15 protein-coding genes are annotated in these 20,966 nt (G+C 60.1%); 9 read left to right on the forward strand and 6 right to left on the reverse strand.

From position 1 onward, the window contains the following. Nucleotides 1–37: 37 nt before the first annotated feature. The 4 genes from SFUM_RS02885 to alr form a co-directional block, all read right to left on the reverse strand. Nucleotides 38–1,609, reverse strand: a complete 1,572-nt coding sequence (locus SFUM_RS02885; RefSeq protein ID WP_011697431.1) for an adenylate/guanylate cyclase domain-containing protein — start codon at nucleotides 1,607–1,609, stop codon at nucleotides 38–40. 206 nt (nucleotides 1,610–1,815) lie between these two features. Continuing rightward, nucleotides 1,816–2,601 carry an SPOR domain-containing protein gene (locus tag SFUM_RS02890; RefSeq protein ID WP_011697432.1) on the reverse strand — a complete coding sequence of 262 codons (786 nt, stop codon included), beginning with the start codon at nucleotides 2,599–2,601 and terminating at the stop codon, nucleotides 1,816–1,818. A gap of 31 nt (nucleotides 2,602–2,632) precedes the next feature. After that, nucleotides 2,633–4,312, reverse strand: coding sequence for an arginine--tRNA ligase (gene argS / locus SFUM_RS02895; protein ID WP_011697433.1), 1,680 nt, complete (start codon nucleotides 4,310–4,312; stop codon nucleotides 2,633–2,635). Between the two features lie 208 nt (nucleotides 4,313–4,520). Next, entirely contained in the window at nucleotides 4,521–5,648 is a 1,128-nt protein-coding gene (gene alr / locus SFUM_RS02900; RefSeq protein WP_011697434.1) for an alanine racemase, read from the reverse strand. Nucleotides 5,649–6,164: 516 nt separating this feature from the next. Here alr and SFUM_RS23235 point away from each other — a divergent pair. From SFUM_RS23235 to tgt, 3 genes are all read left to right on the forward strand, one after another. Further along, a complete protein-coding gene (locus SFUM_RS23235; protein ID WP_011697435.1) occupies nucleotides 6,165–6,368 on the forward strand; it encodes a DUF2065 domain-containing protein in 204 nt (67 codons plus the stop codon). Further along, nucleotides 6,358–7,431, forward strand: a complete 1,074-nt coding sequence (gene queA, locus SFUM_RS02910) for a tRNA preQ1(34) S-adenosylmethionine ribosyltransferase-isomerase QueA (RefSeq protein ID WP_011697436.1) — start codon at nucleotides 6,358–6,360, stop codon at nucleotides 7,429–7,431. Before SFUM_RS23235 ends, queA begins: the two co-directional genes overlap by 11 nt. A gap of 75 nt (nucleotides 7,432–7,506) precedes the next feature. Then, on the forward strand, nucleotides 7,507–8,628 hold the full coding sequence (gene tgt, locus SFUM_RS02915) for a tRNA guanosine(34) transglycosylase Tgt (RefSeq protein ID WP_011697437.1): 1,122 nt from the start codon (nucleotides 7,507–7,509) through the stop codon (nucleotides 8,626–8,628). A gap of 465 nt (nucleotides 8,629–9,093) precedes the next feature. On the opposite strand, the gene SFUM_RS02920 is transcribed toward tgt, so the two are convergent. Together SFUM_RS02920 and SFUM_RS02925 are read right to left on the reverse strand one after the other, a co-directional pair. After that, complete coding sequence (locus tag SFUM_RS02920; protein ID WP_011697438.1) at nucleotides 9,094–9,834, reverse strand: MJ1433 family protein; 741 nt, start codon at nucleotides 9,832–9,834, stop codon at nucleotides 9,094–9,096. A 427-nt stretch (nucleotides 9,835–10,261) separates the two neighbouring features. Continuing rightward, nucleotides 10,262–10,465: a cold-shock protein gene (locus tag SFUM_RS02925; protein WP_011697439.1), complete on the reverse strand. Its 204-nt coding sequence runs from the start codon at nucleotides 10,463–10,465 to the stop codon at nucleotides 10,262–10,264. 516 nt (nucleotides 10,466–10,981) lie between these two features. Here SFUM_RS02925 and SFUM_RS02930 point away from each other — a divergent pair. The 6 genes from SFUM_RS02930 (at nucleotide 10,982) to glnD (ending at nucleotide 20,873) form a co-directional block, all read left to right on the forward strand. Continuing rightward, complete coding sequence (locus tag SFUM_RS02930; protein ID WP_011697440.1) at nucleotides 10,982–12,043, forward strand: peptidylprolyl isomerase; 1,062 nt, start codon at nucleotides 10,982–10,984, stop codon at nucleotides 12,041–12,043. 192 nt (nucleotides 12,044–12,235) lie between these two features. Continuing rightward, nucleotides 12,236–13,813, forward strand: coding sequence for a DUF4301 family protein (locus SFUM_RS02935; RefSeq protein WP_011697441.1), 1,578 nt, complete (start codon nucleotides 12,236–12,238; stop codon nucleotides 13,811–13,813). Between the two features lie 573 nt (nucleotides 13,814–14,386). Beyond that, nucleotides 14,387–15,913: a sigma-54-dependent Fis family transcriptional regulator gene (locus SFUM_RS02940; protein ID WP_011697442.1), complete on the forward strand. Its 1,527-nt coding sequence runs from the start codon at nucleotides 14,387–14,389 to the stop codon at nucleotides 15,911–15,913. Between the two features lie 306 nt (nucleotides 15,914–16,219). After that, nucleotides 16,220–17,878 carry an NAD+ synthase gene (locus tag SFUM_RS02950; protein ID WP_011697444.1) on the forward strand — a complete coding sequence of 553 codons (1,659 nt, stop codon included), beginning with the start codon at nucleotides 16,220–16,222 and terminating at the stop codon, nucleotides 17,876–17,878. Nucleotides 17,879–17,926: 48 nt separating this feature from the next. Further along, nucleotides 17,927–18,265: a P-II family nitrogen regulator gene (locus tag SFUM_RS02955; RefSeq protein WP_011697445.1), complete on the forward strand. Its 339-nt coding sequence runs from the start codon at nucleotides 17,927–17,929 to the stop codon at nucleotides 18,263–18,265. Nucleotides 18,266–18,278: 13 nt separating this feature from the next. Next, complete coding sequence (gene glnD / locus SFUM_RS02960) at nucleotides 18,279–20,873, forward strand: [protein-PII] uridylyltransferase (protein ID WP_011697446.1); 2,595 nt, start codon at nucleotides 18,279–18,281, stop codon at nucleotides 20,871–20,873. Nucleotides 20,874–20,966: the final 93 nt, after the last annotated feature.

Here is a 20,966-nt window from a genome sequence, read left to right on the forward strand (position 1 = left end):
TGCCGGCATGCGGGGCCGGCAGGCCGGCAGGCTCCAATCAATTCCGCTTTCTTCCGACCACTTCGTAAATCCTGATGGGAGCCTTTCTGCCCTTAACCTTGACAGTGGAGATCTCGGCTGTCTCGAAATGATTGTCGACACTCAAACGAGAGTGTTCCGAAATGAGGATTTGGTTCTGCCTGGCCAGGGCGCAGAGCCTGGATGCCACGTTGACGGGATCCCCGATCACCGAATAGGTCATGGTTCGCGTGGACCCCAGGTACCCCGCCATTAAGTCCCCCGTGTTGATGCCGATGCCGACTCCGATTTCCGGCAGCCCTTTTTCTCTACGCCCCCTGTTGTATTCGGCAAGAACCTCCTGCATCTCCACCGCCGCCTGGACGGCTCGAACCGGGTCGTCCGGATGAAAAACGGGAGCGCCCCAAACCAGCATGATCATGTCCCCTATGAAGTTCGCCACGGTGCCTTCGTGGCGGAAGCCCACATCGACCATCAGTTCGAAGAACTCGTTGAGCATGATGAGCACTTCGGCCGCCCGCATGTTCTCACACATGGACGTGAAACCCCGGATGTCGGCAAAGAGGATGGTCGCAACGCGGTTTTGCCCTCCCTTTTCGACCTTGATCGAGCCCGAGACCACCATTTCCGCCAGGTCGGGAGACATGAGCCGCTGAAAACGCTCTCGCGTCAGAGCTTCCTCCTCGATTCGCTTGGCCATTTTCGCCATCATCGTGAACTGAGAAGTCTGGTGGGCGATGTTGTTGAAGAGCAGCAGATCCTTTTCCGCGTATGCTCTGACCGAGGCCGAGGAATCGATGATCATGACTCCCAGGAGCTCCTGTTCGTAAACGATGGGCACGGCCATGGAGGAACGAATATTGCGATTGCATATGGATTCGGCGCAGCTGAAACGCTCGTCCGCCAGGGCGTCCCCGCAAATCAGGCCCACCTTGTGTTCGCGAACGAAATTGACCAGGGTCGAAGACACCACCAGGTCCTCGCCGGAATGACGGGTCTTGGATGCCCGCACTTCCATCCCGCCGTTTTCGCCCACCATCAAAATGACGGCACGATCACAGTTGAGAAGCTGGAAAGTACGGTCCAGGATGCGATTAAAGATCCGGTCGAGATTGAGCTCGAGCCCGATTTCGCGTTGGAGCTCGTGAGCGATGCGCAGCTTCTCATAATCGGCGCGCAGAACCTTCTCATCCCAGATTTCTTCTTCGGGCAGAAAACGGTCCTGGGCAATCTGTGACCACGAACGGTCGGCGTCCATGAACTGGATCGTCGCTTCCATGCCGTCGCTGGTCCCGTGCGGGAGGTCCCCGGCCAGGAAAATACAGCTTGTCCTGCCGATGGTGACCACATCCCTGTCGCTCAGGGGTGTTTCGCGAACGATGCGATGTCCGTTGACGAAAGTGCCGTTCTGACTGCCCAAATCCTTGATGCCGTACCCGCCCCTGGGATCGAGATAGATCAGGCAGTGTTCCTTGGACACCAGATCGTCGGCAATCCTGATGCGATTTCGAGAAAGCCTTCCGATGGAATTGCGATCCACCAGATCGATTTCCTGCACGCCTTCCGTGTCGTGGATGATCAGTCTCGCCATGCTCCGTGTCCCGTCCGCTTCCCGTGGAAGCCCTGTTTGCCGGGAGCGTCCAATTCTTCAACGTCGGCCAAAGGTCATGGAATCGTACTATCTTGGAACCGTCGGACCGCTCAAGTCCATAATCCGGCCTGCATACTCCGGGAAAAACACAAGGGACGGCTTCACGTCCCCCCTCTCCAAAACACGCCCCACGACAGGCGATCGACTCAATTGGACTCGCGAATGACCAGTCCTTCCATGCGTTCCTTCTTATTGAAGTCGGCTGCGAATTTCAACGCGGATTCCCTGTTGCGAAAAGAACCGACCAGGACCCGGTTCCATCGTCCACCGCCGTTGAGGTCGAGGGTGTGCAGCCGTGGTGCGTACCCTTTGGCGCGCAGCTGTTCCACGAGCTTCTGAGCGTTGTCGGCGTCTTTTAGCGACGCCACCAGCAGAGTGAAGTGTTCCGAAGCGTTGTTTGCCGCCACCGGCTCCTGGCCGCCGGCCCCCGAACCCGTCTTTTCCGAGTCCGACGACTCAGGTTTGTCCGGCGTCGACAAGGGGACCGGCAGGGACTTGGTCGGTTTGTTCCGGGTATCTGCCGCGGCGTCTTTTGCCGCAGGCGACGTCGACGGGGCGCCCGGTGGAACGGCGGTTTTGGCCTGGGTGAAGACCTCCTTGCGGGTCAGTTCCTCGTAGTATTTGAGCGACTCCAACATCTTCTCCGGCGCCTGCCATGTTTCCGCGGCTTTCTCGACGGTTGAGGGAGGCGGGCGGTCCAGGCCAAGGAAACGCATGAATTCCGCCCGGACGGAAACGTCTTCCGAGGATATCATCGGCAGCCCCCGCCCCACCAGGATTCCGAATATGAACATCCAGCACATGGCGAGCAAGAGACCCGCCGCGCAGAGGACGATCTGTCTCGGGCCCAATGAAAAGACAAACCGCTTCTGATTCCTGGCAGCTTGCTGCTGCTCGAGATTACGAGCGGATATTTTGGGAGGAGTGCCCAAAGCGGATTTCCTTGTACACTATGCCGGTGGTCTACATTTTTTCCGGGGCCGAAACTCCCAGTAATTCCAGGGCATTCCGTATAACCTCGCGAATGGCCGCAGCCATGAACAGCCTGGCCCGGGTCAGTTCCGGATCGTCTCCGATCACTCGGTTCTGGTTGTAATAGCTGTGAAAAAGCGAAACCAGCTCGTGCAGATAGTACGGGATGAAATGCGGTTCCATGGACCGCGAGCAATTGGCCAGGATCGCAGGGTATTCGCCCAGGAACTTGATGATCTGCAATTCCTGCGCGAGAGTGAGAAGACCGAGATCCGGGATGTCTTTACCGTTCGCCCAGTCACAGACCAGACCTCTTTCCGCGGCCACCTGAAAGATGCTGCACAGCCGGGCATGCGCATACTGCACGTAAAACACCGGGTTGTCGTTGGTCCTGGCCTTGGCCACATCGAGATCGAAGTCGAGCGGACTGTCGGAGCGCCGGGTAAGGAAAATGAAGCGGGCGGCGTCCTTGCCGACTTCGTCGACGACTTCCCTGAGCGTGACGAACTCGCCCGCCCGCGTGGACATCGCTACGGGTTTCCCGGCGCGCAACAGGTTGACGAGCTGGACCAGGACGATTCGCAGGTCTTCGCGGTTACGTCCCAGAGCCTCCACGCCGGCAAGCATCCGTTCCACGTAGCCGTGATGGTCTGCGCCCCAGATGTCCACGACCTTGTCGTAGCCCCGGTCGTACTTGTTTCTGTGATAGGCAAGGTCAGCGGCGAAATAGGTGCTGACGCCGTTTGCCCGGATCACCACCCGGTCTTTTTCGTCGCCGAACGCCGTGCTCTTGAACCACACGGCTCCCTCGCTTTCGTAGATGAATCCCCTGCGGTTCAAGTCTTCCACGGTCCGGCGAATGGCATCTTCCGCGTGGAGGGATCGCTCGCTGAACCATTGGTCGAAGGAAACCCCGAATTCACCCAGGTCGTCCTTGATGCCTTCGAGGATGCGATCGGCGGCAAAGCGCGTGAACAACGGGAGGACTTCGTCCAGGGGGGCGCGCAGATAACGGTCGCCGTTGTCGCGCAGAAAATCCCGGGCCAGATCCTTCATGTATTCGCCCCGATAGTGGGCGTCGGGGAATTCGACGGGTTCGCCGAGCGCTTCCTGGTACCGGAAGTAAAGACTCCTTCCCAGGGTGTCCATCTGGTTTCCCGCATCGTTGATGTAGTATTCGCGCTCCACGGCGTAGCCACACGCTTCGAGAATGTTCGCGAGGGCGTCGCCGGTTGCCGCGCCTCTGCCGTGGCCGATGTGAAGAGGCCCGGTCGGATTGGCGCTGACGAATTCCACCTGGACTCTGTGTCCCTCGCCCAAGTCGAGTCGCCCGTAATTGCGAGGATCCGCCAGGATGTCGGTCAGGATTCCGTGCCAGGCTCGAGGATGGAAGAAGAAGTTGATAAACCCCGGCCCCGCGATTTCCACTTTCTGAAGCAGGTTGTCCGGGTCGTTGAGACCGCCCACGATCTTTCCGGCAATTTCCCTGGGGTTCCGCTTCAGCCGGCGGGTCAGGGCGAGGGCGACATTCGTTGCATAGTCCCCGTGTTCGGGAAGCTTGGGAATGTCCAGTTCAATGCAAGTCGGGTCGAGATGCTCCGATGCTTCGGGCAGCAGGCGCGACAGGGAATCGGACAGCATCCCGATGAGAACGTTTCGGACAGTGGACATTAGTGTGTGTTCCTTCCGCGACCTTTTGAAATTGAGTCCTTATATATCAGCTGCACCCGCCTGCGCAAGCCTGTCGTCGTCTCGCGAATGCCTTGTCCCCGCGATTGGAACGGAAAGCCGATGCGCGCCTGCGCTCACTTCGTTGAAACCGGCCTCCGTCTTCGCCCCTTCGCGGCCGTGGACGCCGCGGCGGCCTGCGGTGCGGCCTTCAGTTCGAGTTTGCAATCCCGTTATGGAACGACTTGAACCGATTTCGCCCGATGCTGCAATATATCTCGTAGCTGATGGTCCCGCACAACTGCGCGATTTCCTCCGCCGTGACGCGCTCGGTCCCCTGGGCACCCAGGAGAACGACTTCGTCGTCTTCACGGGCGGACGGTATGTGCGTCACATCCGCGGTGATCATGTTCATGGAGACCCTCCCGACCACCGGGGCGCTCATGCCCCGAACGAGCACCCGGCCTCGGTTGGACAACAGCCTCGGATATCCGTCGTCATATCCGACGGGGATCGTGGCGATTCGACCCGGCGCCGCGGTGACGAAGGTCCCGCCGTAGCCGATGGGTTGTCCGGCCTGGACGTCCTTGAGTTGGATGATCTTCGATTTGAACGTCATCACGGGGCGCAGATCAGCCGGCTTATGCAGCTCCAGGGAAGGAGGCGAGCCGTAGAGCATGATACCGGGACGCGCCAGATCGAAATGCGCCTGCGGAAGGTCCAGCAGGCCCGCGCTGTTGGCGATGTGCCCCAGGACGCTCAAACCTCGAGCGGATAGGAGCGCCATGGCTTCCCGGAACCGGGTCAACTGGAGGGTGCTGGATGTTTTGTCCGCTTCATCGGCGCTTGCAAAATGGGAGAGGACGCCTTCCAGCCTTATTGCAGGCAACGTCAGAAGCTCGTTGAGGAATGCTTCCAGATGCCGGCAGGGGATTCCCAGTCTCCCCATGCCCGTGTCGAGCTTCACGTGCACGGTCGCCGTCGCATTCAGGCTGCGGGCCGTGTCGCTCAGCCGGCGGGCATGATCGATGCGGTAGATCACGGGGCGAATCTCGTTGCGGATCGCCTCGGCCATTTCCGAGGGTTCCACGCCGAGCAGACAGAGAATCGGGAGTCGGATGCCCGCCGCGCGCAGATCCACGGCTTCCCAGTGTTTGCTTACGGCCAGGAAGGACGCGCCGCAGGCGACCAGCTCCCTGGCCACCGGGATCATGCCGTGCCCGTAGGCATCCGACTTGACCACGCCGAGAATCCGGCTTCCCGGCGCGAGGCGCTCCTTTGCCCGCGAATAGTTGTGCCGCAGCGCCGCAAGATCGATTTCCACCCAACTGTGAGCCATCTTCAACTCCATATGCGTTCGTTGACTCCTCGATTCGCGCTTCATCCCCATTTTGCGCGAAAGGCCGGGTCTGCCGCTCATATCGGCGGACCGCGGAGTGGCGCCCCCGGCAGCCATGCACCGGCCGGGTCTTCCCGGATTCCCTCCGTTTCAGGAAGGAGCAACCGTCATCCCCCGCCGGCACGGGTGTCCTGAAGGCCCGCAAACGCCGACAGCCGCGCTTTCCCCTGTAAACGTCCGGGAGCCCCGTGCTGCTCCACATTCCATCGCGAGCCGCCCCGCTCATGCCGATTCAAAGGGACGGCGAAGGCCTTCATGCTTTGTAGCGGACCAACCCGGTTCACAGCCTCTTGCCGCAATGCCCGCGGCGGTCTCGTGATGCGCCGTGGAACCCGAATCCCGGCGACGCGTCGATGGGCGCGGATACCCTTCCTATTCCGTGAAAAATATGTTAGGCCATTCGCACATCAATGGGAAGGAATTCTTGAAGGGTTTCCCGGGGAGGAAGACGAGAGAATGCACGCGGGCTATCTGCTTACCGTACTGGGACTGATCTGCTTTCTGGAAGGGTTGCCGTACCTGGCTTCCCCCGATTATCTGAAGAAATGGCTGATCGAGGTCGTCATCCCCGCGCCAAGCCGTTACCTGCGCCTTTTCGGCGGCGTGCTCATGGTCCTTGGCCTGCTTTTCGTGTACTGGGGCCGTCGGCATGGCGGATGAGCGCATTTCCTACCGACTCCGGGAATACGACTACGATCTCCCTCCCTCCCTGATCGCACAATCCCCCTTATCCCGAAGGGAGGAATCCCGTCTTCTCGTGCTGGACCGAGGCCGCGGCGCGATGGATCACGTTCGCTTCCGGGATTTGCCGGACCATCTGCACGCCGAAGACCTGCTGGTGGTCAACGACACCCGGGTGGTGCCGGCGCGTTTGATCGGCTTCAAGGATTCGGGCGGCAGGATCGAATTGCTGGTGACGGAACCCTACAAAAGCGAAGCCGAAGGGCGGCGGGACGGTTACTGGTGTCTTGCCGCGGCCGCAAAACGCACCCGGCCCGGATGCCTGATCTCGCTTCCCGACGGTACGGTCGCTGAAGTTCTCGAGGCAGGCGACGGCGGGCGGATTCGAGTCCGGTTCCCTGACGACCGCCCGCTGATGACGATCCTCTCGGAGATTGGAGCGGTGCCGCTTCCGCCATACATCAACCGGAGCGGAACCGGTGACTTTCCCGGAGACGCCGAAGCCTACCAGACGGTGTATGCGCGAAATCCCGGAGCCGTGGCCGCGCCGACCGCCGGCCTTCACTTCAGCTCGGCACTGCTGGAGGCCGTCGCACGGGCGGGGGTCGAAGTCGTCCGGATTACCCTTCATGTGGGATACGGCACCTTCGCCCCCATCAGGGTCGACGATATCCGGGACCACGAGATGCATCCGGAATACGTGCGGGTGGACGAGGATTCGACGGAGCGGATCAGGTCCGCGATCGATCGGAAAAGACGTATCGTCGCGGTGGGAACCACGGTCGTGAGGAGTTTGGAGTGGATCGCCCACCGGCGCGGCGAAATCATGCCGGCCGCGGGGGCCTGCGCGCACTACATCTACCCGGGCTACCGGTTCAAAGTCGTAGATGCGATGATCACCAATTTCCACCTTCCCAGGTCCTCCCTTCTTCTGCTCGTTTCGGCGTTTGCCGGGCGCCGCCGAATCCTGGAAGCATACCGGGAAGCGATCCGCCGTGAGTACCGGTTTTTCAGTTACGGCGATGCGATGCTGATTCTGTAGCCGGCCCGGACCGGGAAACCGCCTGCTTCGCCCGGCGTTTCCTTATCGTGCCCAACGGGGGAAGGAGTCACGAACATGGATTTTCGGATCATCGCGCGCGATGCCTCCTGCCATGCACGGCGGGGCCGGCTGAGAACCGCTCATGGAACCTTCGACACTCCCGTCTTCATGCCGGTCGGTACCCAGGCATCCGTAAAAAGTCTCTCGCCGGATGAACTGGAAGATCTGGGCGCGCACATCATCCTGGGGAACACCTATCATCTGCTCCTGCGGCCCGGAGCCGAACGGGTCGCCCGCCTGGGGGGGCTGCACCGGTTCATGCACTGGAACCGTTCGATCCTCACCGACAGCGGGGGCTTCCAGGTCTTCAGCCTGGCCCGGATCAACCGGATCGAAGAGGATGGGGTTGTTTTCCAATCGCACATCGACGGAGCCCGTCACGCAATTACCCCCGAAACCTCCATGGAATGCCAGATGCAACTGGGCTCCGATATCGCCATGTGCTTCGACGAATGCACTGCTTATCCGGTCACCTACGAATACGCCAGGGAATCCATGCTGCGCACGGTGAGATGGGCGGCCCGGAGCAAAGAGGCCCACACGCTGCCGGAGCAATCGCTGTTCGGGATCGTCCAGGGCGGAGTCTTTTGCGATCTGAGGCGGGATTGCCTGGAAAGGCTCGTGGAAACAGGTTTCGACGGATATGCCCTCGGCAGCCTCTCCGTCGGGGAATCCAAAGAGGAGATGCTGTCCGTGCTCGAAGCGGTGGCCCCCGGGCTCCCCGCCGCATCGCCCCGATACGTCATGGGGGTGGGGACGCCCGAAGACCTCGTGGAAGGCGTCCGCTGCGGAGTGGACATGTTCGACTGCGTCATGCCCACGCGCAACGCTCGAAACGGGATGCTCTTCACCGTCCGCGGCGGCATCCAGATCAAGAACAGCCGTTACGCCGACGACGATCGTCCCATTGAGGAGGGATGTTCCTGTTACACCTGCCGGCGATTTTCGCGGGCCTACCTCAGGCACCTGTTCCTGGCCCGGGAGTTGCTCGCCTACCGGCTGAACACACTTCACAACCTCCACTACTATTTGGGGCTCATGGCGGCCATGCGCGAGGCCATCGAAGCCAATGCCTTCGATCGATGGCGCCGGTCTTTCTATCTGGACCGGGAAAACAGGGAGCCGGCGGAGGAATGAACCGGACTGTGTTAATGGGAATCCCCTTTCAATGCAATATTTCTGGAAGGAAAATGCAGAATGAAAACGTTAGCGATTTGCCTGTTGCTGTTGTTTTTGCCGGGTCCAACCCTACGGTATTGCGGGGGTCGAGGGGAGCAGCGGTGAGGTCAATTCGAGTGCCGGCACGCCGGACAAGTCGCTCCGCTGCGAAGATTTCCGCATAACCGATGACGGGTAGGTTACAGGCTGGATCGTGAACGCTTCCGACAAACCGCGTCCGGGGGCAGGATTGACATTTGGACGACCAACTGGATGGGAACCCGGATTTTGTGGAAAAAATCCTTGAATATCGGTTGCTTGTGGCCACGCGCCAGGCATCCGGTCCAGGAGGTCTACAAGAACGACAGCGAGGAACCGTCCAGAACCTGGTTCATGTTTCACCCGCCCGGTGGGTCGAACTTCAGGGACTGACAGACACGGGTCTCACTGAACCACCGGGCTGGCCTGCGGGTTGAACGGGTTTGTCCTGACGTGGAGCGAGTGGATGTGGGGGTAGTGGCTGCGCAGATGGTGCAGGTAGACCAGCCATTCCCGCACCAGAATTCCGAAAGCCCTTCGGATGTCGTTTTCGATATGCCTCAGATCGCTGGGGGGCAAACCGGACAGGTCTCCCCGTGCTTCCAATTCCTCGCTCAGGTGGCACACGGCCCAGAGGAGGTCGGTGAAGCTGTCATGTTCCAAAAGATTCGGATTCTGCAGCAATCCCAGGAGGAAGCCTTTCTTCGAAAGCAGGAATGCTTTCAACCGCTCCAATTGTTCGATGGGCAATCCGAAACGACATGTGAAGTCTTCGATGTGTCGCATGGCGATCACGTACCGGGTGTTGTCCCAATCATCGGAGACGGCAAGGTGCTGTTCCAGTTCGTGGAGGTCCATGCAGGTGTGCCCCATCTGCTTGATGAGAGTGGTTCCGGTTTCGGTGAAAAAAGCACCGATGACCATGTTGAGCTTGTTCAGCATGGATTGTTTTTCACGTTCGTTGAGCAGCCGTTCAATGATGATGGTGACGAGCAGAACCTGCACCGGGACGAACACAATGTCCAGGACAAGATAAAAGAGGAGGGTTTGAGGGTCCTTGAACAGGACGACATGGATAATCCCGAGCAGCAGGGACGAAGCCACCAGAATCAATCCGACGCAGACTTTCCATGACAGGCGGACCATGCGATACTCCAGGACGTTTGTTGTATCTGTGGCGCCCGATCTCCCTTCTGTCTTCTTGAGAAGCTCCGCTGCCGAATTTCTACGCTCCGGGACCTCGCAGCGAAGGGTCTGAAGGGCGGCAACGATGTCGAAGGGCTCCGAGAGGGTTCTCCCTGTGGATAGTCAAAATAGGCGCTTGCCCGTCCTCCATGGTGTACGCAGGCTGTTTCGCTGTTACTGCGGCAATCTCCATCGATCGTTCGATCAATTTGAGCGGTGGCAGTTTCCCTTTGAAGACGGGATCGGCGCGGCTGCGGAACCGTTGATTTCGCGGATGCCTTCCGGCGGCTGTCCCGTCCCGCCCACGGGCGGAAACAACAGGGCCGGAGCTCAGGCCAGCCCCGGCCCGTGAAATGTCTCGGTCGTCGCCGGTGTTCGGTTGCGTCGGCTATTGAACCCTTTGCACTCTGACGGCCTGAGGTCCCTTCGAACCCTGTTCGACCTCAAAGCGGACCTGTTCGCCTTCGTTCAGGGATCGGAAGCCCGCTCCCTCGATTGCGCTGTAGTGAACGAAAACATCGCCCTGGCCGTCCGTCTCGATGAAACCGTAACCTTTCTTCTCGTTGAACCATTTGACTCGGCCTTCCGCCATCTTCGTCTCCCTCCTTTCAAATGAATGAGTGCTCGTCGGGAATTTGAGGTTGAGCTAATTTGAATCCGTTTAGATCAGGCGCAAGACCGACTTCGACGGGCTCCAAAACAGCAAACCCAACTCGCTATTTGATATAATCCAATAAATTAAGCGTTTAGCGTCTTTTGCACGTGAATGCAAGAGGAAAATGAGGAGTTGATGTATATGGCACATGCAAAAAGGATGGCATGAATGCACTGCGGCTCGGATGCCGAATACGGTCTTTCCCGGACCGCCGGGCTTTTTGCGGGTTTCGTGCAGGCATTGGAATGCCGCTGAGGTTCAAGTGAACGTTTTTCTAAGAAAACGACACTTTTATTGACTCTTTCCCTTTAAGATGATTATACTGCGACGTTTCAAATGTCCCGGTCGGGTCGCACACGCGTGTGCGCTGAACGGGGGCGCTGTCACAAACCCGCGAAGGTCGTCAAGTGTCGTCGTGGGTTCATTTTTTTCTCACTCGATAGGAGCATTGGCATGATGCGAAAAGGTTCACGATGGATTCCGGCGATCCTTGCTTCCTTTTTTGTTGTGGTTTTTCTCTCTCCCGTCGGGGCCGCCGAAAAGGCTGCCAAGAAGGACGCCAAACCGACGGCCGCATCGAACGAGACGGCAGCCAAGTCAGGGGCCTCAAAGGAACCCGCCAAGGGCGAAAAAGTGGCCGTGGTGAACGGAACGGTCATTACCCGGGCGGAATATGAATCCGAGACCAAGCGGTTTGAGCGACAAATGGCAATGTCCGGCCAGGCCCCCGACGGGGCTCAGGTCGCGGAGATGAAAAAGAAGGTCCTGGACGGTCTTGTGGGACGCGAAGTGCTCAAGCAGCAGGCGGCCAAGCTCGGCGTCAAGGTCGATCCGGCCGAGGTGGACAAGGAGATTGCGACTCTCAAGCAGCGGTTCCCCAACGAGGATGAATTCAAGAAGGCGCTGAAGAATCTGAATCTTACGGAGGAATCGCTCAAGGCCCAGTTCACCCAGGACTTGGGCATCCGCAAGATGATTGACGAGCAGGTTGCTTCCAAGATCACGATCACGCCCGAAGAGACGAAGAAATTCTACGACGGAAATCCGGAGCTTTTCAAAACGCCGGAGATGGTCCGTGCAAGCCATGTGTTGATCAAGGTCGACCCCAAAGCCGGCGATGCGGACAAGGCCAAGGCCAAGGAACGGATCACGGCTGCTCAGAAGAAGGTGCAGGCGGGCGAGGATTTCGCGAAGGTGGCCAAAGAGGTGTCTGAATGTCCGAGCGCGGCAAAAGGCGGCGATCTGGACTTTTTCCAGCGAGGCCAGATGGTTGGCCCCTTCGAACAGGCGGCCTTCGCACTGAAGGTCGGTTCCGTCAGTGATATCGTGGAAACCCAGTTCGGCTATCATGTGATCAAGGTCACCGACAAGAAAGAGGCCGGCGTCATGAAGTACGACGAGATCAAGGATCGGATAGCCCAGCACCTGAAACAGGACAGGGTCAATCAGCAACTGGCCAAGTACATTGAAGAATTGAAAGCCCAGGCAAAGATAGAAATATTTCCCGTCAACTGATCGTTGCGCACGTGGACGGCGCGGGTGCTGAGCATCCGCGCCGTCACGCCCTGCGGTGCAGCACCGAGTCATCTTGAGCCGCAGATTCCCGGGGGCGGGTGGAGCCCGCCGGCCCCACAGGAACGTCGGCGGGCAGGGGTGCCCCCTGTCGCCGGCGATGCCGCGGGCAGAGCTCAGAGCGGATGCAATCCTATGGAAAGGGTTTTGTTCAGTGATGCGGACCGCCGGCAGATCGAATCCCATGGGCTTACCGTAGACCGGGTTCTGGCGCAGATCGAAATATTTCGAAAATCCTCTTCTCTCATCACTTTGGACCGACCGTGCACCGTCGAGGACGGGGTGCACAAAATCCTCACGAGCGAGATCGAGCGATTCCTGCGGTATCACGAAAGCGCGGCCCAGGCCGAGCGGTTCATGAAGTTCATCCCGGCTTCGGGTGCCGCCACGCGCATGTTTCAATCCCTCCTTCAAATCTATTACATGCCCCAGTTTCTGGACGTCGAGGAACTGCACCGCAGAGTGGGGCAGGGTGTGGCGGTGGCCTGCGATTTCATGACGTTCCTGGAGGGGCTTTACCTGTTCCCCTTCGTGGGGGATCTGGAAAAGGTCCTGCAGGCGGACGGTTTCTCGTTGGCGATGCTCATCCGCCATTGCGAATACCGAACGATTCTGGAATACCTGCTCACGGAACGGGGTATCAACTATGGCAACCTGCCCAAGTGCCTGCTGAAATTCCACCGCTACCCGGACGAGACGCGGACCGCCTTCGAGGAGCACCTCACCGAGTCGGCGTTCTACATGGGCAAGCGCAGTGGAAGGTGCCGCGTTCACTTCACCGTGTCCATCGATCACGAGGAGCGGTTCAAGAGATTGATGGAGAAAGTCAGGGTGGCCTACGAGGAACGCTACGGCACAACGTACGAGATCGGTTATTCCTTCCAGAAAAGATCCACGGACACCATTGCCGTCGATATGGAGAACCGTCCGTTCCGGGACCGTTACGGACGCCTGCACTTCAGGCCCGGCGGACACGGCGCCCTCATTGAGAACCTGAACGATCTCAAGGGAGACATCGTTTACATCAAGAACGTGGACAACCTGATTCCCGACCGCCACAAAGACCACATCGTGTTCTGGAAAAAGGTGCTTGCAGGATGCCTGGCGGAGATCCAGGATACCGTGCACGGGTACTTGCGGCGACTCGTCGAAGAGCCTTCCCCGGAATTGATCGAGGAGATGGAATCTTATGCCAGGGGAAAGCTGCTCATCCGCTTTCCCGATGATTTCGCCGCGCGCTCCCTGGAAGAAAGAGGACGCGTGTTGATGAACAGGCTGAATCGGCCCATACGGGTCTGCGGAGTCGTTCCCAACTCAGGGGAACCTGGAGGCGCGCCGTTCTGGGTCGCGCATGACAACGGCGATGTCTCGATCCAGATCGTCGAGAAAGCCCAGGTCGATTTCGATTCCGCCCGGCAAAGGGAAACATGGATGTCCTCCACGCATTTCAATCCCGTGGACCTGGTCTGCGGGTTGCGGGATTTTGCGGGGAATAATTTCGACTTGAGGCGGTTCATCGACGACGATGCGGTGTTCATCACCAGGAAATCCAAGGACGGGAAGGATCTCAAGGCCTTGGAGCTACCCGGGTTGTGGAACGGCAGCATGGCCGGATGGATCACTCACATCGTTGAGGTTCCGAAGATAACCTTCAATCCCGTGAAGTCCGTGTTCGATCTGCTCCGCCCCGAACACCAGCCCGAGGAATATTAGGCCGGCGTCCGGTCGGCCCGGGAAGATCTTCAGCCGCAAACGACTCTTCGCCGCATCCCCCAAACCGCCGTGAGCCCGAAGCTCCCGAAGAAACATGAAAATCCGCGTCGTCATTTCCGCCCTCAAAAGTGTAGCGACTGTATTCCTTGTCAACTATTGAGCTGAGTACAAGGGTGGTACGGTTTCGTCGTGCCCAAGCGTGAGGCCGCATCTCCCGTCCACTCTGTCCTGTCCCTTCGAAACCGGGCGCCGACCTTGGGCGAATGACAAAAAAAATGAGATGGTGCCGGGCCGCGGCACGGTGAAACCAAAGCGCTGATCCGGGTTCTTTCGTGTTCTTTTCAGACTCATTCGATCTTTTATTGTACAGGGAGATCGCGGAGCAAGCCATGAGTCGGACGGGACGCGATATCTTGAAGGAATGTGATGTGATTACGGCAGAATATTCGGTGCCGGCGATTCGCATGGGCAGGCGGCCTTTTTGAAACGGCAAACTAAAGAGTGACAATTTTGTAGAAATGGGATATTTGATGCCGGTAATCATCACACTGCGGAAGGGCGGGATCACCGGACATGAGCGAAAACTACAACCTGGAAGAACTGCGGACACTCCACGAAATCGCGAGAGTGGTATCGCGTTCCGCCGAATTGAAGGATCAGCTTCAGCAAACGCTGGACATTCTCAGCTCGCGGCTGGGCATGGAAAGGGGTATGGTCTCGGTGCTGGATCTCCAGACGGGGGAGGCATGGCTGGACGTGGCCCGCGGGGTTGACGTCGAGAGGGGCACCATCCGTTATCGGCCCGGGGAGGGGATCACCGGCAAGGTCGCCCAGAGCGGCCGTCCGATGGGGATTGCCAACCTGGGTGATGAGGCGCTCTTCCTGGACCGCACCGGGGCGAGGCGTTCGCTCAACCGCGAGGAACTGGCCTTCCTGTGCGTGCCGATTTTCTATCAGGGCAGGAGCGTGGGGGTGCTCTCGGCCGACAAGCTGGCTCGCCGGGTGGAGGACCTCGACAAGGAAGTCGAAATCCTGTCGGCCGTGGCGGAGCTCCTGGGCAAGGTGGTCCATTTTCGCGCGGTGGAAGAGGAGAATAGCCGTCTGCGGCGCATGCTGGCCGAGGCCCGACGGCCCACGACGAACATCATCGGCCGGTCCAAGGTGATCCAGGAGGTGTTGAGGGCCATCGACCAGGTGGCGGACACCAACACCACGGTGCTCATTTCGGGGGAAACCGGGACCGGCAAGGAATTGGTGGCCAGGGCCATCCACGACAACAGTCGCAGAGCCAAGGGGCCGCTGGTCCAGGTCAACTGCGCCGCCATGCCGGACACTCTCCTGGAAAGCGAGCTGTTCGGTCACGAGAAGGGGGCTTTCACCGGCGCCGTCACGCGCAGGCGCGGGCGCTTCGAAGAAGCCCAGGGCGGAACGATCTTCCTGGACGAGGTGGGCGAGCTGTCTCCCATCGCACAGGCGAAGCTGCTGCGCGTTCTCCAGGAACGCGAATTCCAGCCTCTCGGTTCCTCGCGGACGGTCAAGGTGGATGTCCGTGTCATTACGGCGTCCAACAAGGATTTGGAAAAGGAAGTCGCGCTGGGGACCTTCCGGTCCGATCTCTACTACCGGCTGAACGTGTTCCCGATTTTCCTCCCGCCGCTCAGGGAACGCGGACCGGATATTCTGCTGCTCGCCGATTATTTCGTGCTCAAGTACGCGCGGGAACTGGACAAGGATGTGAAGCGAATCACCACCAGCGCCATCGACATGCTCATGTGCTATCACTGGCCCGGGAATGTCCGGGAGTTGGAGAACTGCATCGAACGGGCCGTGCTGCTCGCCGGCGGGAATGCCGTCGATTCCTGGCATCTGCCGCCGACGCTTCAGATGAAGCCGGTCGGAATGCAGAACGTCAGCCGGGGAAAGCTCGAGGCACTGGTGAGCGCCTTCGAAAGGGACCTCATCACGGACGCCCTCAAAGACGTGCGCGGCAACCAGTCCCAGGCCGCCCGTCTCCTGGGCACCACCAAGCGGATCGTTCAATACAAGGTGGAAAAATACGGCATCGATCCGAGGCGCTTCCGGGTCAAGGCCCCGGCATAGCCGGCGCACCCGGGCGCAAAGAGGCTCCGGGAGGCCGATGGGTCCGCCCCGCTCTCGCACGCCGGGTGGGAGAGCGATTGCGGTGAAGCGTTCAAAGGCAATCCCCGGCGATTCGGAACGTCAGGGCATCATGGCACGGTTCTTGCCCCTTGAAGCAGCGGCCGGTGGGCAGGCCCGGTTTCCGGCCGACAACCCCGCCGTTTGCGCGGCGGGCCTGAAGGCACCGGATTTCCCCGAGCCTTCGCCGTCGCCGGGAAGGCCGTCGTCCGCCGTTCACGGTGAACCTGAAAGCGACAGGATACGCGAATGCGAATAGCCATAGGACAGATCGATCCCTTCATCGGGGATTTCAAGGGGAACGCGGCCAAGATTTGCGACGGAGTCGACCGGGCCCGCCGGGAGGGCTGCGACCTGGTCGTCTTTCCCGAGATGGCGCTCATCGGTTATCCTCCGCGCGATCTGCTCGACAAGCCGAGCTTCGTGCGCACGAGCAGGGAGCACTGGGAGGCAATTCGCGAGGCAAGCCGGGGAATTGGAGTGATTTTCGGGGCGGTGGACGAGAATCCGAACGGGACCGGCAAACCGTACCACAACGCGGCGGTTTTTTTCGACGACGGAAAACCGGCCGCGATTGCGCACAAGATGCTCCTGCCGTCCTACGACGTGTTCGACGAGGAGCGCTATTTCGAGCCCGGCAAGCATGCCACTTGGGTGGACTTCAGGGGGGAGCGGCTGGGGATCACCATCTGCGAGGACGTTTGGAACGTGCCGCGGTTCCTGCCGCGCCGGCTGTATCACTGCGATCCTATTCGCGAGCTCGAACAGGCTTCGGTGAGCGTGATCGTGAACATCTCGGCTTCGCCCTATCACGTGGGCAAGGCGAGTTACGTGGGAGAGCTGTTGCGAAGCCATGCGCAGCGCTCCGGGACCCAGGTGATCTACGTGAACCAGGTGGGTGGAAACGACGAACTGATCTTCCACGGGCACAGTATGGTCTGGGACGAGGCCGGGAAGCTCGTGGCAAGCGCCGCCGACTTCAGGGAAGACTTCGTCGTCTACGATACGCGCACGCACGCGGGGAAACTGCATGCCGTTGGCGGAGACCAGGCGGAGGAAGTCATCGAGGCGCTCGTTCTGGGCCTCAGGGACTACGTCCGCAAGAATCGCTTCGGGAAAGCCGTGGTGGGGCTGAGCGGAGGCGTGGACTCGGCCCTGACGGTTTGCCTCGCCGTTCTGGCCCTGGGGGCGGAAAACGTGCTCGGGGTCGGCATGCCCGGCCCCTTCAACGCCCCGGAGAGCCTCGAAGACGCAAAAGAGCTTGCCCGACGGCTGGGGATCGCTTTCGAAACGGTGCCCATCGGGGATTTGTTCGACGCTGCGTTGCGCACGCTTGCCCCGCCGTTCCACGGGCAGCCTCGGGACGTCACGGAAGAAAACCTCCAGGCCCGCATCCGGGGGATGATCCTCATGGCGATTTCCAACAAGTTCAACCGGATCCTCCTCAGCACCGGAAACAAGTCGGAAATCGCCGTCGGTTACTGCACGCTCTACGGGGACATGAACGGTGGACTGTCGGTCCTCGGGGACGTCCCGAAGACCATGGTGTACGAACTGGCAAGAAAATTGAACGCACAGCATGACTGGATCCCGGAACGGACCCTCGTGAGGGCGCCGTCCGCGGAATTGAGACCGGATCAGACGGATCAGGACACTCTGCCCCCGTACGAAGTCCTCGACGCCATTCTGGCCGACTACGTGGAAAAACGGCTGCCGGCCGAAGAGATTGCGTCTCACGGCTGGGACGCCGCTCTGGTCAAGTGGGTGACGGATCGAGTGGACTGCAACGAATACAAGCGATGGCAGGCGCCCCCCATTCTCAGGGTCACCACCAAGGCATTCGGGATGGGGCGCCGCAATCCCATCGCTCACGGCTACAGGGAAGGCGGGGCGCGGCAGTGCTCATGATCCCTGCGGCACCGACCAGGGAACCATCAGTTTCAGAGGAAGAATCCGATGAAAAAAATCGAAGCCATTGTCAAGCCGTTCAAATTGGATGACGTCAAGGAAAAACTCACCGCGCTCGGCATCAAGGGGATGACCGTGACGGAAGTCCGCGGATTCGGGCGCCAGAAGGGACACACCGAGATCTACCGCGGGGCCGAATATGTGGTCGATTTTCTGCCCAAGATCAAGATCGAAGTGGCCGTGGCGGACGTCCAGGTGGTGGAAGTGGTGCAGGCCATCCGGAGCGCGGCCAATACGGGCAAGATCGGAGACGGCAAGATATTCGTGATCCCCCTCGAAGAATGCATTCGCATCAGAACGGGTGAAACCGGCGAAGAAGCGCTGTAGAACGGATAACACGATGCACTTGCGTCCCCAGCTCTCCCGAAAGCTCAAAGACCTCCGGGAAACCTTCCAGCAGATGTGCCGGGAGGACGTCCCCGGCGTGCTTGCGGCGCGCACCTACGCGCACCAGTTTCATGAAAGCCTCAGGAAGGCTTTTCCCGAAACGGTCGTGCCCGAGGACGGCTGGGGGCTGCTTGCGGTCGGCGGCTTCGGACGCGGCGAGCTGGGATTCGCCTCGGATATCGATCTCCTGCTGCTGTACCGAAACCGGCTGGTCAAATCCCACGAGGCCCTTTTCAAGGAACTGGTCTACTGCCTGTGGGACAGCGGGTTCGAAGTCGGCCACGCAACGGCTTCCCTGTCCTCGATGAAACGGATGGCCCAGGATGACTTCACCGTGCTGACCAACATCCTCGAAGCCAGGCTCATCGCGGGCGATCCCAAGCTGTTCTCGGAATGGCGCGAATCCTTTTTCAACGGCTTCGGGAGGCAGAGCAGGAAAAAATTCCTGCAGAACCTCGTCGGTTACCGCGAGGAACGCCAACAGCAGTACGGCGGAAGCTCCTACCTGCAGGAACCGCACGTGAAGGAGGGGGTCGGCGCCATGCGGGACGTCCACATCCTGCGCTGGGCCGGCCACGTGTTCCTGCGGGATCCTTCCTTTGCGGCCATGGTTCGCAAGGAGCTGATGACCAACCAGGAGAAGCTCTGGCTGGAGCAGGCGTACGATTTCCTCTGGCGCGTGCGCCTGCAGTTGCACCGGCTGACCGGGCGCAGGCAGGATCAGCTGCTGTTCATGGAACAGGAACAGATCGCCGAGCGGTTCGGGTGCATGGCCGGTCAGCAGGGTTCCGCGGTGGAAGTGTTCATGCGGTTGTATTACCGGCACACGTCGCGCATCCGCCGCACCGCGTCGTTCTTCCTGGAACGAGTGGGAGAAACGCAGAAAAGCTTTCCGGGTCTGCGCCCGCGGCGCAGGATTCTTCCCGGACCGTTCCTGCTCGAAGGCAAGCACCTCAACTTCATGGAACCGGAATGGATCAAAAAGGATCCGCGCCTGCTGATGCGCTTCTTCTGGCAGGCCGCCCTCTCCGATGCGCACTTCCACCACCAGGCCGGGCAGATCATCCGGGAGAACCTCGCGGTCTTCACCGATGAAGCCAGAAGAGATCCCGAGGTGGTGAAGCAGTTTTTCGATATCCTGCTGGATTCCGAGCACGCGTTTTCGGTCGTGAACGTGATGCTCGAAACCGGGTTCCTCGAGGTCTTCATTCCCGAATTCGCCGCGGTGCGCTACCGGGTGCAAAATGACGTGTATCACCTCTACACGGTCGACGAGCACCTGCTGCGGACGGTCTGGCAGATGCACCAGATGGAACGGGGCGACGACGAGGTCGCGGGCGAACTGAACCCGAGTGACATTTTCGTACACGTGAAGTCGCGGCGGGTCCTCTACCTCGCGGCGCTCGTGCACGACATCGGCAAGGGCGACGGCAGGAATCATGCGGTGCGCGGCGGCGCCATGGCCGGGCCCATTGCGGAAAGGCTCGGCTTGGACACGCACGAAACCGGCCTGCTCCGGTTTCTTGTGGAGCATCACCTGATCCTGGCCGAAACCGCGCTCAAGCGCGACCTGATGGACGAGAAGCCCATCGCTCAATGCGCCATCCAGATCAAGGACCGGGAGCGCCTCCAGATGCTCTACCTGCTCACCATCGCCGACTCCCGGGCCACCGGCCCCGGCGCCTGGAGCACGTGGAAGGCCTCACTGGTCCGGGAGTTGTTCGTCAAGGTCGACCGGGTCCTTGCGCGGGGCGATCTCCAGGGACAGGACCTGGAGCAGCGGTCCGGGGAGGTCCAGGAAAACGTGCTCGACCTGGTGAGCGATCCGGCCGAGCGCGAAAGGGTTCGGCACTGGCTGGAACGGGTTTCGTACCGTTATCTCCTGTCCCAGGCCCCGACCGCGATCGTCGAGCATCACCGGATGGAGCGGGCGCTGGGGAACAAACCCCTGGTGTTGGCCTCGAGCCCGGCCGAGGGCGAAATGTGGCAGTTGACGGTCGTCACCGCCGATCGTCCCGGCCTGTTCGCGCTCATCACGGGAGTCCTGTGGGCGCGCGGGCTCAATATCCTCTCGGCCGACATCTTCACCTGGGAGTCCGGCGTGGCGCTGGATGTGCTGATCGTGGAACGGCTTCCCGACCCGCTGCATCCGCGGGAACTGTGGGAAAGGGTGGAGGCCGATCTCGGCAGGGCGCTCGAGCACCGCGGGTACCTGGACGAGCTCCTGTCGAACAAACGAAAACCATCAATTTTGCAGCAGAAGAATCTTCCGCGCAAGGACGACATCGTGCTCGTCGACGAAGAGGCGTCCGATTTCTACACCATCATCGAAGTCTACACCTGGGACCGTCCTGGGGTGCTCCATTGCATCACCGACACCCTGTACCACCTGGATGTCTCCATCCAGCTCGCCAAAATCTCCACTCCCGGCGCTCAAGTTGCAGATGTTTTCTACGTGACGGATCTGAGCGGCAACAAGCTGATGGACTATGAGATGCACGAGAAGATTCGCGTAAGCCTCCTGGACAGTCTCACGCGGGTGGGCTGACGCGGCCGAACGCAGGCGGTCCGGCGCCAGTGGTGTGAGAATGTGGGGCGCGGGTCGAGTGTTCGGAAAGCGGCATCCGAAGGTAACATTTTT

Origin of the sequence: Syntrophobacter fumaroxidans MPOB (assembly GCF_000014965.1) — a bacterium.
GTDB lineage: Bacteria > Desulfobacterota > Syntrophobacteria > Syntrophobacterales > Syntrophobacteraceae > Syntrophobacter > Syntrophobacter fumaroxidans.

Coding starts and splice junctions, on each gene's coding strand:
- SFUM_RS02885 (WP_011697431.1), bottom strand. CDS start 1,609: ATGGCGAGACTGATCATCCACGACACGGAAGGCGTGCAGGAAATCGAT.
- argS (WP_011697433.1), bottom strand. CDS start 4,312: ATGTCCACTGTCCGAAACGTTCTCATCGGGATGCTGTCCGATTCCCTG.
- alr (WP_011697434.1), bottom strand. CDS start 5,648: ATGGCTCACAGTTGGGTGGAAATCGATCTTGCGGCGCTGCGGCACAAC.
- SFUM_RS23235 (WP_011697435.1), top strand. CDS start 6,165: ATGCACGCGGGCTATCTGCTTACCGTACTGGGACTGATCTGCTTTCTG.
- queA (WP_011697436.1), top strand. CDS start 6,358: ATGGCGGATGAGCGCATTTCCTACCGACTCCGGGAATACGACTACGAT.
- tgt (WP_011697437.1), top strand. CDS start 7,507: ATGGATTTTCGGATCATCGCGCGCGATGCCTCCTGCCATGCACGGCGG.
- SFUM_RS02920 (WP_011697438.1), bottom strand. CDS start 9,834: ATGGTCCGCCTGTCATGGAAAGTCTGCGTCGGATTGATTCTGGTGGCT.
- SFUM_RS02925 (WP_011697439.1), bottom strand. CDS start 10,465: ATGGCGGAAGGCCGAGTCAAATGGTTCAACGAGAAGAAAGGTTACGGT.
- SFUM_RS02930 (WP_011697440.1), top strand. CDS start 10,982: ATGATGCGAAAAGGTTCACGATGGATTCCGGCGATCCTTGCTTCCTTT.
- SFUM_RS02935 (WP_011697441.1), top strand. CDS start 12,236: ATGGAAAGGGTTTTGTTCAGTGATGCGGACCGCCGGCAGATCGAATCC.
- SFUM_RS02940 (WP_011697442.1), top strand. CDS start 14,387: ATGAGCGAAAACTACAACCTGGAAGAACTGCGGACACTCCACGAAATC.
- SFUM_RS02950 (WP_011697444.1), top strand. CDS start 16,220: ATGCGAATAGCCATAGGACAGATCGATCCCTTCATCGGGGATTTCAAG.
- SFUM_RS02955 (WP_011697445.1), top strand. CDS start 17,927: ATGAAAAAAATCGAAGCCATTGTCAAGCCGTTCAAATTGGATGACGTC.
- glnD (WP_011697446.1), top strand. CDS start 18,279: ATGCACTTGCGTCCCCAGCTCTCCCGAAAGCTCAAAGACCTCCGGGAA.